The sequence below is a fragment of the Rhizobium pantanalense genome, from assembly GCF_030182525.1.
Classification (GTDB): domain Bacteria; phylum Pseudomonadota; class Alphaproteobacteria; order Rhizobiales; family Rhizobiaceae; genus Rhizobium.
The window spans coordinates 138594-152965 of sequence record NZ_JAQJCH010000010.1 but is presented as its reverse complement, the minus strand read 5'-3'; the positions used below and the strand labels follow the sequence as shown (position 1 = coordinate 152965).

Here is a 14372-nt window from a genome sequence, read left to right as displayed (position 1 = left end):
CATCCGCGGGCGAACGAGGGAGCCTGTCACTCTTCATGAATATGGATGATCAGTATTTTAGCTGGGGCGAAACATTGCTCCGCAAGCGCAACAAATCGCGGCGAGGCCTAGCCCCATCAACGTTCTATCTCGTTGAAAGGATACCAGCATGAACATCTGGCGTGGCGCTTCATTTCATCTCCTACTGTCTACTCTGGTGTTGCTTAGTCCGACACTTGTTGGCGCGGCCGAGCAAAGGACGGATTGCTATGGCTTCGAGGCAATGGACGACAATCCGCTCACAGTTCAGCTTTATGAGATCAAGCCGGGAGGCAAAGTAGAGTTTCAGTGCCCTGAAAAATCCGTGTACTGCAAGAAAGGCGCGTTTCTCCTACCTGGAGATCAGGTGGCCGTGAGCAGAGTCGATGGCAATCGCGCCTGCGCCGAATATCTGAGCCCCGCAAAACAGTCGTATGATGACAAAACCGCGGGATGGTTGCCATTGGCGCGGCTCGCCCAAATATCGCCTGCGCCAAATTGGCTCGGGCGGTGGGGAGACAGCGATACAACAATCGTTGCCAAAGCTCAGGGCGACAAGATCCGCATCGACGCCACGGCGAAGCTACAATTCGGCAACGGTGAACAGGGAGGCGCGTTTGCAGCTCTGATCGATGGCAGGCAGTCCCAAGTTGCATTTGGCTATGAGCCGGGCGATGACGGTCGGCCGGAGAAACTTCTCCCCTACCAGGATAAGAATATCCCAGGCCTCTGCCAGGTCAGGATGACCCAACTGGGACGCTATCTTGTCGTCGGCGACAATCATATGTGCGGCGGCGTCAACGTAAGTTTTTCCCGGGTCTATCGTCGGGCCGACGAGAAGGCACCCGCCGAAAAAGTCGGAACGCCAAAATTAACCACGGTGCAGAAGCAGGCCGACGCGGTGCGCCCCTCTTATAAGGCCTGCCTCGACAAATCCGGAGGCGTTACCGTCGCCATGCGGGACTGCGCAGGTGCGGAACTTGAATATCAAGACGATCGCCTCAATCGAGCCTATCGCACCCTGCGGGTAAAGCTGAAGCAACCCAGTGCCATGCAGCTGCGTGATGAACAACGGGGCTGGATTGCCGAACGCGACCAACAATGTGCCGTAGACAAAGACGGCGGCACGGCTGCTTTGGTCGTTGCCGACGATTGTTTGGTGCAAACGACATCCAAGCGGGCCACCGAGCTGGAAGGTCGGCTTCCCTGATGGCCAAGCTCAAAATTATTCCTGGACGCCGGCCCTTTAGGGGGCTGGCTCCAGCGCCGGAAGGTAGTAGCCGCGTTGAACCGTCCCTCTAAAGGCCGCACCTTGACAACTTAAGGAATAGCGTTCCCAAGAAATGTTGGTGACGATCCGCTGCGTTTGCACGTCCATGGCCCGGTTTTGATAGTCAATCTCCGCCTCATAGACGGCCCGCTCACCAGAGTCTTGAGAGACACCCTTCGTCGAGACCAGGGTTTGATGTGTGCCGCCCTCCTGCATTATCACAGGCTTCGGCATGGCCAAGGCCGTCTGCTCCCGATGTTTCTCCATTAGATAGGCCAAGCATACGGCGAAGGTCGAAAAGGGGCCGGCCGCGAGAGGTTCGGGCGGCAGAGATCCACTCGCAAGCGCCGCGTTGGCGATAAGAAATACGCAAGCTGCGGCGATCGGCGGACCGACACGGATCGATCGCCGGGCACTCGCCGTCTTGGTCACGGGTTCATCTGGTAAAACAACAGCCATTGTTTCTCCTTGTGATCGAGACGGACGGGCCATTATGTCGCCTGCTTGGGCTCCGGGCGCGGCATGTTCGCGCCGGCTCTGTCCTTAGCATCGAGCTGCCTTCATTGTGCCGGCGGATAGATTGAGCTCGTCAGGCACTGGTCGAACCAGTCTGCATCCGCCGTTTCCAGCGGCCAGATACCTTCGACATCGAGTTTGGCAAGGCCTGTCTTCGGCGATGGAAAATGTTGATCCGCGTCGGGATTCGACGTCCAGGTCACATCCTTGCCGCCGCCGCAAATATCGCCCGATTGATCGCTGCACAGAGCGGCGGGCTTCGCATTGTCGCCTTCGATGGTGCTGACGGCGTGATATTCATAGAGTGACCAGCTGGCCCATTCCGTGCTGGCGCTGCAAAGGCGGGTCTTGTTCTGGACATGCATGGCGCCGCTGCATTGATAGGAATAGCTCGACCCATCCCTGTCGTTGGGAATGAACTCGCAACTCGTATCGAAGCCGGCAAAGGCGCCTCCGCTGTATTTCGCGAGAAAGCGGCGCTGCGCCTGAGCCTGCATGACCAACCCTTTCTCCGATTGATCACCGAGCTGTGCGGTGCGTTCTGCAATCACCTGGCGCAGCTTTCCGGCGGGCATGGCCGAGCCGTCCAAGCCGGTCTTCAGCCCCTCATCGCGCGCAGCGATCCAGCGACGCTGGCTATTCACCAGCATCGAGCGGATTTCGGGATCTGGCGCCGATTTGAGGAGTGCGGCATAGGCTTGCCCCATGGCGGCGTCGGCTGCCTTGAGGCCGGCGTTGCCGCAGATCCTCTTATCGATCGGATCGCTCGCCTTGGTGCAATCAATTGCCCAGGAAGGAGTTGCAGCACTCACTCCAATGATCGCCAGAAAGGTGGCGATCGTCAGCCGAACTCCTGCCACGGATTGATGACGACACATGGTGGCTTCCGTTCCTTTACTTCTTCCGCCGGATGATCCGGCTGGGTGATATCGCAATCTCGTCGATCGTTACCGTCATCGAAAGCTCCCCGCATTTCCCCGATGAACGATGAGTTCGTTTCAGACCGGAGGCGGAAAGAAGGCCGGGAGCTTCCATGTGCGGTTGTCAATTCGCCTTATGCCATTTGGAGCGCTCGCAGGTGGCTTGAAAGTCCGAAACCGTTGGCTTGCCGTCGCCAAAACTGGTGAGACTCAATTCCATGTCGCCCTTGTGGTAATAGTAGCTGCAGGATGCGAGATCCGTGCCCGAGCAATCGGTCGCCTCGATGATCCCGCTCTTGCGAATATTGTCGCCGACGAAATCCTGATAGGCGGGGGCTGGGCTGCGAAACGGCTCCCACCCTTCGGCAATGATCGCCGCGCGAGCCTCGGCGACGGGCTTGCCGTAAACATCCGGCACCATGGCCTGTCCGCCGCAGACGGATTGTTCTTTCGCGAGAGGCTCGACTTCAATCGCACGGCCGTCAACGAGCCGGACATCGCCAATAGGCGTTTGAACAAGGTCGCCATCGACAATGCGCAGGCTATCCCTTGCCGCGATGATCCTGCCGATCGATAGCTTGCTGCTCTTATTTGCATAGATGATGACGAAAAGCCGCGTGCCGCTAAAGAGCGCAATATTGCCCTGACTGATTTCGCAGGCGCCGGCTGTCGAAGGCTCGAATTCCCCAGCAAAGCTCACCGCGTCATAGGATCCGAGCTTTGCTTCCCCCGTCACTCCCCAGCCGAGAGCATTGGCCGCCTTTCCGCCCACGCTTTTCGGAACGACCAGCGCCTCGCATTCCTCCCGGGATTGGGCCGAGGCAGGCGCTTTGGGCAATTGCGATAGAAGCGCGATTTCGAGCCCCGGAACCCGCGATCGTATGCTCGGTGCAACCTCCGCACCCTGGCCCACCGCGATCGGACCGCCACCCAAAAGAAAGGCCAGTACGAGCAAAGCGCGACCGGCGGAGCGTTGGAGAATACGCTTATGAATGATCAAGAGGGCCTCAAAGACGTGGACATCAGCAAAAATATAGGGATGTCTATTCAACGGCTGTGTACCGTTCAAGACGTGCGGACTTGAGTGAGGTCTACTCCCCTCCATCTCAAGTGCACATGCGTCCAGAATTGCGAGTTCGCACCGATTCATTTCGCGACAATCGCTTTTCCCAGGAGGTAGCTGGACATTGCCGGCCGCGTCGCAAATCTGCCAAAGCCGTTTTCGCATTCAGCGTCGGCGCAGTGCAGGATCATCCATAACAAGTGCACTTGCGTTCAGATTTCGGAAATCGGCTGTCATCGGTCACGCTGTCAGGCTATGCGGATATCGCGACTGCGACAGAGGTGCCGTTCGAGGCGCCGAGCTTCCCTTTGTGATCCGCTGTCGTGAGAGGACAAACACGGATTCATGCGTAAGCTCCCATTCATTCTCGCGATTGCCGGCACTGCGGGCATCGCCCACGCAGAGGACATCAACTTTTTTGATCTTCTGAAGGACCCGGTTCATGCCCGGTCATGGAAGGCCATGCTGTCATCCGCCAAGGGAACGCCTGCCTGGGTACGCGACGAAAACAGGTTCATCGCGGAGCCGGTCAAGACCGTCTCCATCGGTTCGGTGGACTACTCGATCAGCCTCCTTGCCAAGCAGCATGCGACAAACGACGGCCAGGCAGCAATCCTCTTTAAAGTGGATGGCACGCAGGCATGGGCGGAGGTCCAGGACGAGAAGAGTCCAAAGCTCTATTTGGGCAATCCTTCCGCAGCACAGAAGACCGCGTTGGACAAGGCCCTGGCGGAGTAGTCACGTGCGCGTTCCAATGCAGTTGTCGGGCTTTCTGTGCTGTGCTCTTCTTGGAGTGCAGCTGGCGACGACGTCACACGCTGATGCAAGCGATGTGCAAACAACTGGGTACACAGGGACACAACAGTCTGCGTCCGCCCGCTCAGCGACGGCGCGAAACGACGATACATCCATATGCAAGTCCTTATCGACTTGCCTCACCATTGCCCAGGACGACAGGCAAACAAACGCAGATCGATCGCTTGCCTATAGCAGCGCTGGTTATATCAAGATTGACGGCAACGAACTGGATCTGGCTGAGGAGTATTTCAGCAGGGCACTCGAGCTCGATGCAAAATCGGCTCTCGCCTATGCGGGGCGAAGCGATGCCGAGTTTGCGAAAGGGGATTATGAGAAGGCCATCGCCGACGCCAAAAAGACGGCAGAATTGAAGCCGGATGGTCATCCGGAGGTGTATCTCATCCTCGGCACCCTAGCCGATCGTAATGGTGATCACGAGGCAAGGATCGGCTATATGAACAAGGCTATTGCACTTGCGCCCGACTTTGCGGAAGCCTATGCCGGACGGGGCAACGGCTATCTTGCCGAAAGCAAATACGATTTGGCCTTGGCCGACTTCGACAAGGCCGTCGCCCTTAAGCCTGAGCTGTCAGCCATGCTGCACCAGACGTTCGAGGTTACCTATGTCGAGCGGGGCGGCTTGTATGTAAAAGACGGCAACTACGGTGCGGCGATCGACGACTATACCCGTGCGTTGCGCCTGAACCCCTCAAATATAAGAGCGTTCAATGATCGGGGTGACGCCTACAACATGACCGGCGATTTCGGCAGGGCCATTGCGGACTTCACGAAAGCCATAGAAAGCGATCCATCCTATCCCTACGCCTACAGCAACCGTGGCCTTTCCTATTTGAAGATCGGCAGGACCGATCAGGCGCTTAGCGACCTCGACAAGGCTATCGAACTCAACGATCAATCAAACTCGACCTATTTCGTGCGAGGCGAGGTTTATCGAAGCAAATCGAACTTCAAATCCGCGTTGGCCGATTTTCAGAAGGCGCTTGCATTGACGCCGGCCGATGATCCAGGCCGCACCAATATGCTGTCGGCAATAGAATCGGTGAAAAGATGAACTTAATCGCCAGCTTCGCCACGAATCGAGCCGCAGCACGGCACGCGAGGTCGGCCACCGCGACTGTCCTATCCCTGCCCAATAGATCTTTTATCGTATCATCAACAGAGGACGTTTTCGCTTTGTATAAGACAGCTTTCTACGCTTTTGCGTTCGCCACTATTTCTCTCGGCTCCGCCGCTGCCAGCCCATGCTCGCAACATTATCAAAGCACCGGTGTTCCGCTTGTAACCGGCGTGACCTATAAGACCTGGATGGAATTTCCGTCAATCAGCCCAGCTGTCGCCTTTGATAAGGTTTCGCGGGCGGTGCTGGCCGAAGGTTTTGTGGATGTGAATGTCGAGAAGCAGCTCGGCACGCTAACCGCGCAGCAGGAAACGACCGGTTCGGGTCGGCCTCAGACCCTGCGCGTCGTCGTCAGAAAAAGCGGCAAGGGCAGCCGAGTTGATGCGCTTTTCATGGTGCCGCAGGGCCAAGTTGCTCCCAACATGAGCGACAATCTCTGCCGTGTCGTCAACTCTGTAGGCGATTAAGTCTCTCGCGATCCTACCGAGCGTGCGCGTGTTTAATCTCACCACGTTTCGGCTGCTATTGGAGTTTGATTGCTGCTTGGACCGGCCGCGACATGCGGCCGCGTCCTTCAATATCGACAGGTTTGACTTGATCCACTCGTGAACAACGGCTTCACGACCGTAGTTCAGTAGGAAATACGTCCATCGACGATGGGCGAGGAGCCAGATGAAAGCTGCTGCTTCAAGACCTGCCTCGCATCGTCGCTGACAATAGACATGGGAGCGGCGACCACAACTTTCGCTGCAGAGCCCGCCAGGTCCGCGGTTCGCACCGCCGCCATGCCGACTCGATCCGCAAGCGAAGTTTGCCCGGTGTCCAACGACTGTCCTGCCAGCCGCCGTCCAAGCAATTGGACCATATCGCGATTGTCCGCAAACGTATTGTGGCCCAGCGCATCTTCGGGTTTAACGGAACTCGTATCGACCACCGTGATACCGAGCTTGGCCAAATCGGCGGCATAGGGTGTCGAATCGAAGCCGCCGACACGGTTGACGCCGCCGGAGAGCCATCGCGAAACCTGCAATGCCTTGTCCCTTGTCGATGAAAAGATCGTGAAATGCGGGTGCTGCGGCCCCATTTCGATCATCTGCCGACGAAATACGTCGATATCGATGTCGGGCGATGCCAGGATGACATCCTTTACCTTCGACGGAATGGTCTTGTTGCGCATCGCGACGCCGCGCAGTGCCTCGGCAGTCAGCCAGGATCCCATGGAATGGGCAAGAATGGTCACCTCCCCGACGTCAGGGCTTCTGGCAGATTGCAGGATCAGATCCTCCAATGCCCGGCGGGAGAAATTCGTGCTCTCCTTGTCGTAGAGATAATCGAAGACATTGCCGCGCGAGGGCCAGGTGAAGAGGATCGGCGCGGCGTCGGTTCCGGAATCATGAATGATCTGCGCGAAGCGAAAGACCGAGTCGGAATAGGTATTGTTGAAGCCGTGCACGAAGATGACGACCTGGCGCTTGGCATTGCGGTTCTTGCTGAACCATTCGAAAATATTGCGCTCGGACGCCACCCTGCCGACCTTGAGGACAGCGAACTCCTTTTCGGGATTGGCCGGCACATGCGATGGCCATTGCACTTCGCCAATCTTGCGATTTCGATCGGGAGGAATGGAAACGACGATATCGTTGAGAGAAATCGCCGTTCCACGTTCGCCGGAGTAAAGCTCGCCGGGCTTGTCCGTCGGCTGGCGTGTCGTCGCCACCATCATGTCCACGGTGCTGGTGCCTGGTCCCGCCGTGGCGACCGGCTGGAGAACATTCTCCAGCCGCCCCGCGCATCCGGCCAATATCGATAGGGCCATCAGGACAGAAAGACATGACCGCCTAGGAGCACAGGTCGCCTTTCGAACGCCAGACATCAGATCACCTCGTGCTGCGCGCCATCACGGGGAATGCGAAACCAGGCGACGTACAAGGCGGGAAGGAAAAGCAACGTCAAAGCCGTGCCGACGACGATGCCGCCCATCATCGCATAGGCCATCGGACCCCAGAATATCTCTCTGGAGATCGGTATAAGCGCAAGCGTTGCCGCAGCGGCCGTCAGCATGATGGGCCGCATTCGATGCTCCGTCGCCTCGATGACGGCTTGCCAGGCCGGCACGCCCTCGCTTCGAAGATGCTCGATCTGCACGACAAGGATCACCGAGTTGCGGATCAGGATACCTATGAGAGCAAGTACGCCAAGGATTGCGACGAACCCCATAGGCGCGTTGCTGAAGAGAAGTGCGATAACGACGCCGATAAGCGCTGTAGGAGCGACAGCGAACACCAGAAAGAGCCGGCTGAAACTTTGCAGCTGGATCATCAGGATCGTCGCCATGACGAACAGCATCAGCGGCGCTACCGCCACGATCGGCCCCTGCGCCTTGGCACTTTCCTCGACCGAGCCGCCATCTACGATATGATAGCCGCTTGGAAGCGTCTTGCGGAATTCGTCGACTTTCGGCTGCAGTTCGCTGACGATCGTCGCCGGTTGCGTCGATCCGACCACCGCAGCCTTGATGGTGATGGTCGGTATGCGCGTCCGCCGCCAGATCGTCGGTTGCTCCAGCTCGTAATGGAAATTCGCAACCGCCGAGAGGGGCACGGATTTGCCATTTGAGCCGCCCAGTTGAAGGTTCTGCAGCGTCTCGATCGAGCCGCGTTCGGTCGTCTGGGCTCTACCGATCACATCGATCAGATAGATGTCGTCACGAATGTTCGTTGCGGCCGTTCCCTCGACGATGCCGTTTAGAGCCGTTGCGATATCTTGAGACGAGACGCCCAATTGCCGTGCCTTATCCTGCAGAACGTCGACCTTGACGACACGCGAAGGTTCGTTCCAATCGAAGGTCATGTTGGACAGCAAGGGATGCTGACCGACGATGCCTGCAAATTGCTGGGCGATGTCCCGGACCTTCTGGATATCGGGTCCGCTGATCCGATACTGTACCGGCTTGCCGACCGGAGGGCCGATGTCGAGCAGCTTCACGAATGCGTCGGTTCCAGGGAAGGTCTTCGTCAGGTAATCCTGCAGTTCGGCTTTGACCTTGTCGCGAACGTCGAGCCCCTTGGTGACGATCACGGTCTGGCCGAACGAGACGTCGGGTGTTTGCACATCGAAGGACAGAATAAAGCGGGGAGCGCCCTGTCCGACATAGCTCGTCCAATGATCGATATCCTTGTTGTTCGCCAGCATCTCGCGTTCGAACTTGGCCATCTGCTTGTTCGTCTCGGAAATCGAGCTGTTCTGTGGCAGGTTCCAATCGACGATCAGTTCGGGTCTATCGGAGGAAGGAAAGAACTGTTGCTGCACCAAGCCCATTCCGCCGATGGAAAGGGCGAACGCGGCCACGGTCGCACCGATGGTTATCCAGCGCCAACGCAGGGCGAGGCCCAGGAGCCAGGCGAAGACGCGCGCAAAACGGCCTTTCTGATCATGGTGCGATTTCATGGTCTTCGGAAGGATCGTCACGCCCAGAAGCGGCGTGAACAACACCGCAACGATCCATGAAACCAGGAGCGAAACGGCGATGACCACGAAGAGAGTGAAGGTGAATTCGCCGGCCGCACTGGTGTTGAGGCCGACTGGGATGAAGCCCGCCACCGTCACAAGCGTACCCGTCAACATCGGAAAGGCCGTCGAGGTGTAGACGTAGGTCGCCGCCTTTCTCAGGTCGTCGCCCACTTCCAGCCGGGCTACCATCATCTCGACGGCGATCATGGCATCGTCAACGAGAAGGCCGAGAGCGATGATCAGCGCTCCAAGCGAAATACGCTGCATGGAAATGCCGGTATATGCCATAACGAGAAAGGTGATCGCCAGTACGAGCGGAATGGAAATGGCGACCACGAGTCCCGCCCGGACGCCAAGGCTGATGAAGCTGATCGCAAGCACGATGACGATCGCCTCGAACAGCGCGCGTGTGAAGCCCGATACGGCCTCGTCGACGACGGCGGGCTGATCGGACACGCGCTGAACGTCGACCCCAATGGGAAGATCGGCCGTGACCTGCTCGATCTCCTTGTCGAGCGCCTTGCCGAACTCAAGCAGATTTGCCCCGGTCTTCATGCCTATGGCAAGCCCGATGGCCGGCTGCCCGTTAAATCTGAACAGCGATGAAGGAGGATCGACATAGCCGCGTTTGATCGTCGCAACGTCGGTCAGCGGAAAGAAGCGATCGTTGACGCGAAGATTGATCGATCTGAGGCTGTCTTCGGATGTGAACTGGCCGCTGACGCGCAAGGCGATGCGCTCGGGGCCGGCATCGACGAAACCGGACTGCGTCACGGCGTTCTGTGCCTGAAGCGTGTCGATGACGGATTGCTGGTTAAGGCCGAGAGCGGCGATCTTTCGCGTGGAAAATTCGAGATAGACGGCCTCGTCCTGCGCGCCGATGATATCGACCTTGCCGACATTGGGGACCGTCAGCACTTTCGCGCGCGCATCCTCGACCAGATCACGAAGCTGGCGCTGTGTCAGCCCATCACCGGTGAAGGCATAGATATTGCCATAGACGTCGCCGAAGTTATCGTTGAAAAACGGCCCGACGACGCCGCTTGGAAAATCTCCCTTGATGTCGCCGACCATATTGCGGACACGCATCCAGATGGCGTTGACATCCTTGGCCTTGGTCGTCGGCAGAAGCTCGACGAAAATGGTGGTCTGGCCGGCAACCGTCTCGCTCTTCGTATAGTCGAGAGAATCCAGCTCCTCCAGCTTCTTTTCTATGCGGTCGGTGACCTGTTTGGTCACCTCCTCGGCCGATGCGCCAGGCCATTGGGCCTGAATGATCATGGTCTTGATGGTGAAGGCGGGATCTTCTTCGCGACCGAGACCGATATAGGAAAAGGCGCCGGCCAGAATGAAGACGATCATGAAGTACCAGACGAGCGAACGATGTTCGAGCGCCCAGTCGGACAGATTGAATTTTTTCACGGGAATCTTTCCTTAGTCTACCCTGACGGCCTGGCCGTCCGCAAGCTTGTGAACTCCGGCAACGACGATGCGTTCGCCGGGGCTGATGCCTTCGGTGATCCTCACCGAACCGCCTTCGACGAGGTCCCCATCAATCTTGATCGTGCGAATGGAGACTTTGCGAGCCGCGGTATCGACCACCCAGACGTTCGGCTTTCCGTCTTTCACCAACACGGATGAGGACGGCAGCAGGATCATCGGATCCGCGACAACGGTCGCGGTCGCGGTAACAACGGAGCCAAGGCGAAATGCCGCGGGCGGATTGATGAGCGTGATTTTCGTGCGCCGCGTGCGGGTGGTGGCCTCGGCTTCCGGAGCAATCTCTCGGACCACACCGCTCGCACGGATGGTCGGGTCGAGCTGGAGCGCCACTTCAAAGGGCGAGCCCACCTTGAGACCGTCGAAGCTTGCCACCGGTATGTCGATGATCGCATCGCGTTGATCGGGACGCGCAACGGTGGCGATGCTTTGGCCGGCGGAGACGACCTGGCCCACTTCGGCGGAAGTTGCGGTCACGACACCATCGAATTCCGCGCGTAGCTGCGCATAGCCCAGCTGTTCCTCGGCCTTGTCCAGATTGGCCTGCGCCTTGGCAACCGCCGCACTCGCGCTCTTGCGGCCAAGTTCGGCCTCTTCGTAGGCCGCTTCGCTTCCCGACCGGCTCTCGAGCAAGGACCGTTGGCGTTCTTCCGTGGATGCGGCATTTGCCAACTGCGCCTGAGCATTCGAAAGCTCGGACTGGGAACTCTTGACCGCAAGCTCGAGCGAAAGCGGATCGATGGCGGCAACGACATCGCCTTTCCTGACGATATCGCCGACGCTGACCTTGCGCGCGATGACCCGTCCCAGGACCCGAAATGCAAGCTGGGTCTCGATCCTGGCCTCGACCGTCCCCGGAAGGGTCAGCGCGGAGGCAGCGGTGGACTGGGCGACGACGGAAAGTACGGGACGCGGCGGCTCGTAATGGGCTTCGTCCTGTTTTTCGCAAGAAGTCAGCAGCAATGACCCGAGGATCGCCAGGCCGGCTGTGATGCGGATATTCATTTTGCAGCTCCGTTATCATATGTGACGGCCTGGCCCGATCGCAGGAATTTCGCGCCGTCAGCGACGACGGTCTCGCCCGGCGATACGCCCGCCCGCACCGCAAAACGGCCGGTTTCATAGCCGGAGACATCGACCTGGCGAAGAGAGACGCTCGATGAGGCGGGATCGACGATCCAGACCGCCGGCTTGCCGCCCTTCGACGCCATCGCCGACCACGGCAGTTCGATTGCGTCCCGCGCTGCGGATCGAAACAGCCCGACTACCGGAGCGCCGAGCGGCATGTCCGGCGCCCCTTCGAGCGCCACCTTGACCCTGATTGTCCCGGTCGACGAGTCGATCGTGGGCGAGATTTCCCGGACGGAGGCCTCTATCCTGTGAGACGGCGCCGAAAGGAGGCTGACGGCGACCTTGTTTTCAAGATTGCGGCCCAGATAAAGGGATTCAAAGACGTTGAAGACCGCGTCGCGCGGACCGTCATGCGCAAGGGTGAAGACCAGCTGCGCCGCTTGCGCGACCTGACCCACCTCGGCGTTTCTGGCGGTGATCACACCGTCGGCATCAGCGCGCAGTTCCGTATAGGAAAGCGCGTCCTGGGCGGTGTCGAGCTGCGCTTGCGCCGATTTCACACTTCCCTGGGCCGTCAGAAGGGTTTCCTGGGCCTGGTCAAGCGCGGCGCGGGTCGTAACCTGTGTTTTGAAGAGGTTCTGCTGCCGGTCGAAGGCCAACTGGGCTTGGGTCTGCTGGGCGAGCGCCGACTGCAGGTTCGCCGTGGCTACGCCCAGATCGGCCTTCTGTTCTTCGGCATCCATGCGCGCAAGCACCTGCCCCGCCTTCACCGACGAGCCGACATCGACGAGGCGTTCGACAATGCGCCCACTGACCCTGAAGGAAAGATCGCTCTCGACCCGGGCACTGACTTCGCCGGTGATGCTGTTATTTTCGACGACCGGCGTGAGCTTGGCCACGACGGTCTCCACGTTCTTCGGCTTGGCCTCACTCGCACCTTGCTTTTCGCATGAGGCAAGCGCGACGGCGCTGACACCGAGCCAGGCGACGACAAGGACAGTTTTCATGAATTTGACCTCTTGCATCCGTTCGGCAGACGAATATTATTGACTGACTAGGAAGTCAATGGAAATTGTCTTGACGCCAAACGACGAATAACGCTCAAGGTGCGATATGCCTGATACGAAAAAGCTGACGCGCGCGGAGCAGAAAGCCCGCCGCCCCGTTCAGATCCTGGATGCTGCGTTTGAGGAGTTCGTCGAACGCGGTTACGTCGCGACTCGCGTCGAAGATATAGCCACCAGGATTGGAGTTACGAAGGGAACCATCTACGTCTACTTCGAGACCAAGGAGCAGCTTTTCGAAGCAATGATCCGGCACATTTCGACGCCCCTCGAAGATTTATTGATAAGCGGAAATGAGCTGAAGGGAACCGCTACGGAGCGGCTTCGGAAAAATATCGAGCTGATCTACGATCTCATAATTCATGATCGCAAGTTGCGCGAATTGATGAGGTTCGTCATTGCCGAAGGTTCGCGGTTTCCACATATCGTCGACAGGCATCACGACATATTCATCGATCCTCTCGAGCGTCAAATGCAGTCGCTTATTGATGAGGGGGTAAAGCTCGGAGAGTTTCGAGCGGCGCCGGCCGCGTTCGCCGATGCCATCGTTGCGCCCGCAATCGCCTTTCTGTTCTTCAAGCTGCTTTTCGATGAGCGGCGAACTCTGGACAAAGCAAGCTATCTGACGGCCCACATCGACCTTGTTTTGCACGGGCTGCTCTTGAAGGAGCCTCGCTAGCGCAGGTATCCGGTATCGAAGGGGCAGCCTTATTGCGAGAGCGGCAAATTGCTGCTCCCGAAGATGCTGGAAACCGCAGCTTTACTGGGCCGGACCTCCGGATTTGCCGCACAAATCGGCCTGACGGCGCATCCGCGCAGTGAGAAGATGCGGCTTCTATCGTGCGCCCAACGAGGCAACGCGATCGGCGGCCGCCGAAAAACCTTGCAAGGATATCTGGAAGCCGAGCGGGTTGCCGCCATCGGCAACGACCTTGAGGTTCAGGCGCGATCCGGTTCGCAATTTGCCAAGTGTTGCAGCATCGACCGGAAGCAAGGCGATGCAGCCGTTAGGCAGACATGTGCGAAAACGCACCGGCTTCAAAGGCGGCTGATCGTCGATATTCGGCGTCACGCCCGAGTCGAGGACAATTCCGAAGGGTAGCAGCAGCGTTGCGAGCGCGCCGCCGTCGGGACGTATTTGCATTTCGACGGCAAGCAGCCTCTGGCCGTTTTGCTGGGTTTGATCTTGCGAAATCGTGCATGCCGACGTCTTGTCGCGCTGGCTGCAGGCAACGCGCCAGTCCTGGTATGTCTCCTGCAGGCTCGAAGCGCCATTCGGCAGAGCCGATTGGGCAAAGGCCGAAGAAGCAAAGCCCGCACCGACAAGGGCGAGCACCGTGTAAGATATGCGGCCAACTATCCGAAATGAAGTAAACTTGAAATTTGACAAGGGATAAAATCTCTCGACTTGAAGTACGACCTTCCGCGGTCGGTTCCATTGGGAGCGAAGGCAACGAAATAAGGTCAATGATGATCGCCGTCGGGACGAAGTTCGTTGTTTATG

13 protein-coding genes are annotated in these 14372 nt (G+C 58.3%); 5 read left to right on the top strand and 8 right to left on the bottom strand.

Going from position 1 to position 14372, the window contains the following annotated elements; all coding sequences use genetic code 11:
- The first annotated feature begins 148 nt into the window (after positions 1–148).
- A complete protein-coding gene (locus PH558_RS24200) occupies positions 149–1228 on the top strand; it encodes a lysozyme inhibitor LprI family protein (RefSeq protein ID WP_285207035.1) in 1080 nt (359 codons plus the stop codon).
- A 36-nt stretch (positions 1229–1264) separates the two neighbouring features.
- On the opposite strand, the gene PH558_RS24195 is transcribed toward PH558_RS24200, so the two are convergent.
- The 3 genes from PH558_RS24195 to PH558_RS24185 all read right to left on the bottom strand — a co-directional run bounded on the left by PH558_RS24195 (position 1265) and on the right by PH558_RS24185 (position 3724).
- On the bottom strand, positions 1265–1747 hold the full coding sequence (locus PH558_RS24195) for a hypothetical protein (RefSeq protein WP_285207034.1): 483 nt from the start codon (positions 1745–1747) through the stop codon (positions 1265–1267).
- Positions 1748–1848: 101 nt separating this feature from the next.
- Positions 1849–2682 (bottom strand): lysozyme inhibitor LprI family protein, encoded by an 834-nt coding sequence (locus PH558_RS24190; RefSeq protein WP_285207033.1) that lies wholly within the window; start codon positions 2680–2682, stop codon positions 1849–1851.
- A gap of 166 nt (positions 2683–2848) precedes the next feature.
- The gene (locus PH558_RS24185) at positions 2849–3724 is read right to left on the bottom strand and encodes a hypothetical protein (protein WP_285207032.1); all 876 of its coding nucleotides are present in this window, start codon (positions 3722–3724) and stop codon (positions 2849–2851) included.
- 408 nt (positions 3725–4132) lie between these two features.
- On the opposite strand from PH558_RS24185, the gene PH558_RS24180 reads away from it, so the two are divergent.
- From PH558_RS24180 to PH558_RS24170, 3 genes are read left to right on the top strand one after another with little or no spacing between them, the layout of a single operon-like run.
- Positions 4133–4525 carry an Ivy family c-type lysozyme inhibitor gene (locus PH558_RS24180; protein WP_285207031.1) on the top strand — a complete coding sequence of 131 codons (393 nt, stop codon included), beginning with the start codon at positions 4133–4135 and terminating at the stop codon, positions 4523–4525.
- 4 nt (positions 4526–4529) lie between these two features.
- Complete coding sequence (locus tag PH558_RS24175; protein WP_285207030.1) at positions 4530–5657, top strand: tetratricopeptide repeat protein; 1128 nt, start codon at positions 4530–4532, stop codon at positions 5655–5657.
- Entirely contained in the window at positions 5654–6190 is a 537-nt protein-coding gene (locus tag PH558_RS24170) for a hypothetical protein (RefSeq protein ID WP_285207029.1), read from the top strand. Before PH558_RS24175 ends, PH558_RS24170 begins: the two co-directional genes overlap by 4 nt.
- Positions 6191–6354: 164 nt before the next feature.
- On the opposite strand, the gene PH558_RS24165 is transcribed toward PH558_RS24170, so the two are convergent.
- The 4 genes from PH558_RS24165 to PH558_RS24150 are packed head-to-tail and all read right to left on the bottom strand — an operon-like array spanning position 6355 to position 12811.
- Positions 6355–7596: an alpha/beta hydrolase gene (locus tag PH558_RS24165; protein ID WP_285207028.1), complete on the bottom strand. Its 1242-nt coding sequence runs from the start codon at positions 7594–7596 to the stop codon at positions 6355–6357.
- Entirely contained in the window at positions 7596–10655 is a 3060-nt protein-coding gene (locus PH558_RS24160) for an efflux RND transporter permease subunit (protein WP_285207027.1), read from the bottom strand. Before PH558_RS24160 ends, PH558_RS24165 begins: the two co-directional genes overlap by 1 nt.
- Positions 10656–10667: 12 nt before the next feature.
- Positions 10668–11738, bottom strand: a complete 1071-nt coding sequence (locus tag PH558_RS24155) for an efflux RND transporter periplasmic adaptor subunit (protein ID WP_095438112.1) — start codon at positions 11736–11738, stop codon at positions 10668–10670.
- Complete coding sequence (locus tag PH558_RS24150) at positions 11735–12811, bottom strand: efflux RND transporter periplasmic adaptor subunit (RefSeq protein WP_285207026.1); 1077 nt, start codon at positions 12809–12811, stop codon at positions 11735–11737. The genes PH558_RS24155 and PH558_RS24150 overlap by 4 nt, the downstream gene beginning before the upstream one ends.
- 106 nt (positions 12812–12917) lie before the next feature.
- Here PH558_RS24150 and PH558_RS24145 point away from each other — a divergent pair, with 106 nt between their 5' ends.
- The gene (locus tag PH558_RS24145) at positions 12918–13547 is read left to right on the top strand and encodes a TetR/AcrR family transcriptional regulator (protein ID WP_095438113.1); all 630 of its coding nucleotides are present in this window, start codon (positions 12918–12920) and stop codon (positions 13545–13547) included.
- Positions 13548–13703: 156 nt separating this feature from the next.
- On the opposite strand, the gene PH558_RS24140 is transcribed toward PH558_RS24145, so the two are convergent.
- The gene (locus PH558_RS24140) at positions 13704–14258 is read right to left on the bottom strand and encodes an invasion associated locus B family protein (protein WP_483314181.1); all 555 of its coding nucleotides are present in this window, start codon (positions 14256–14258) and stop codon (positions 13704–13706) included.
- Positions 14259–14372: the final 114 nt, after the last annotated feature.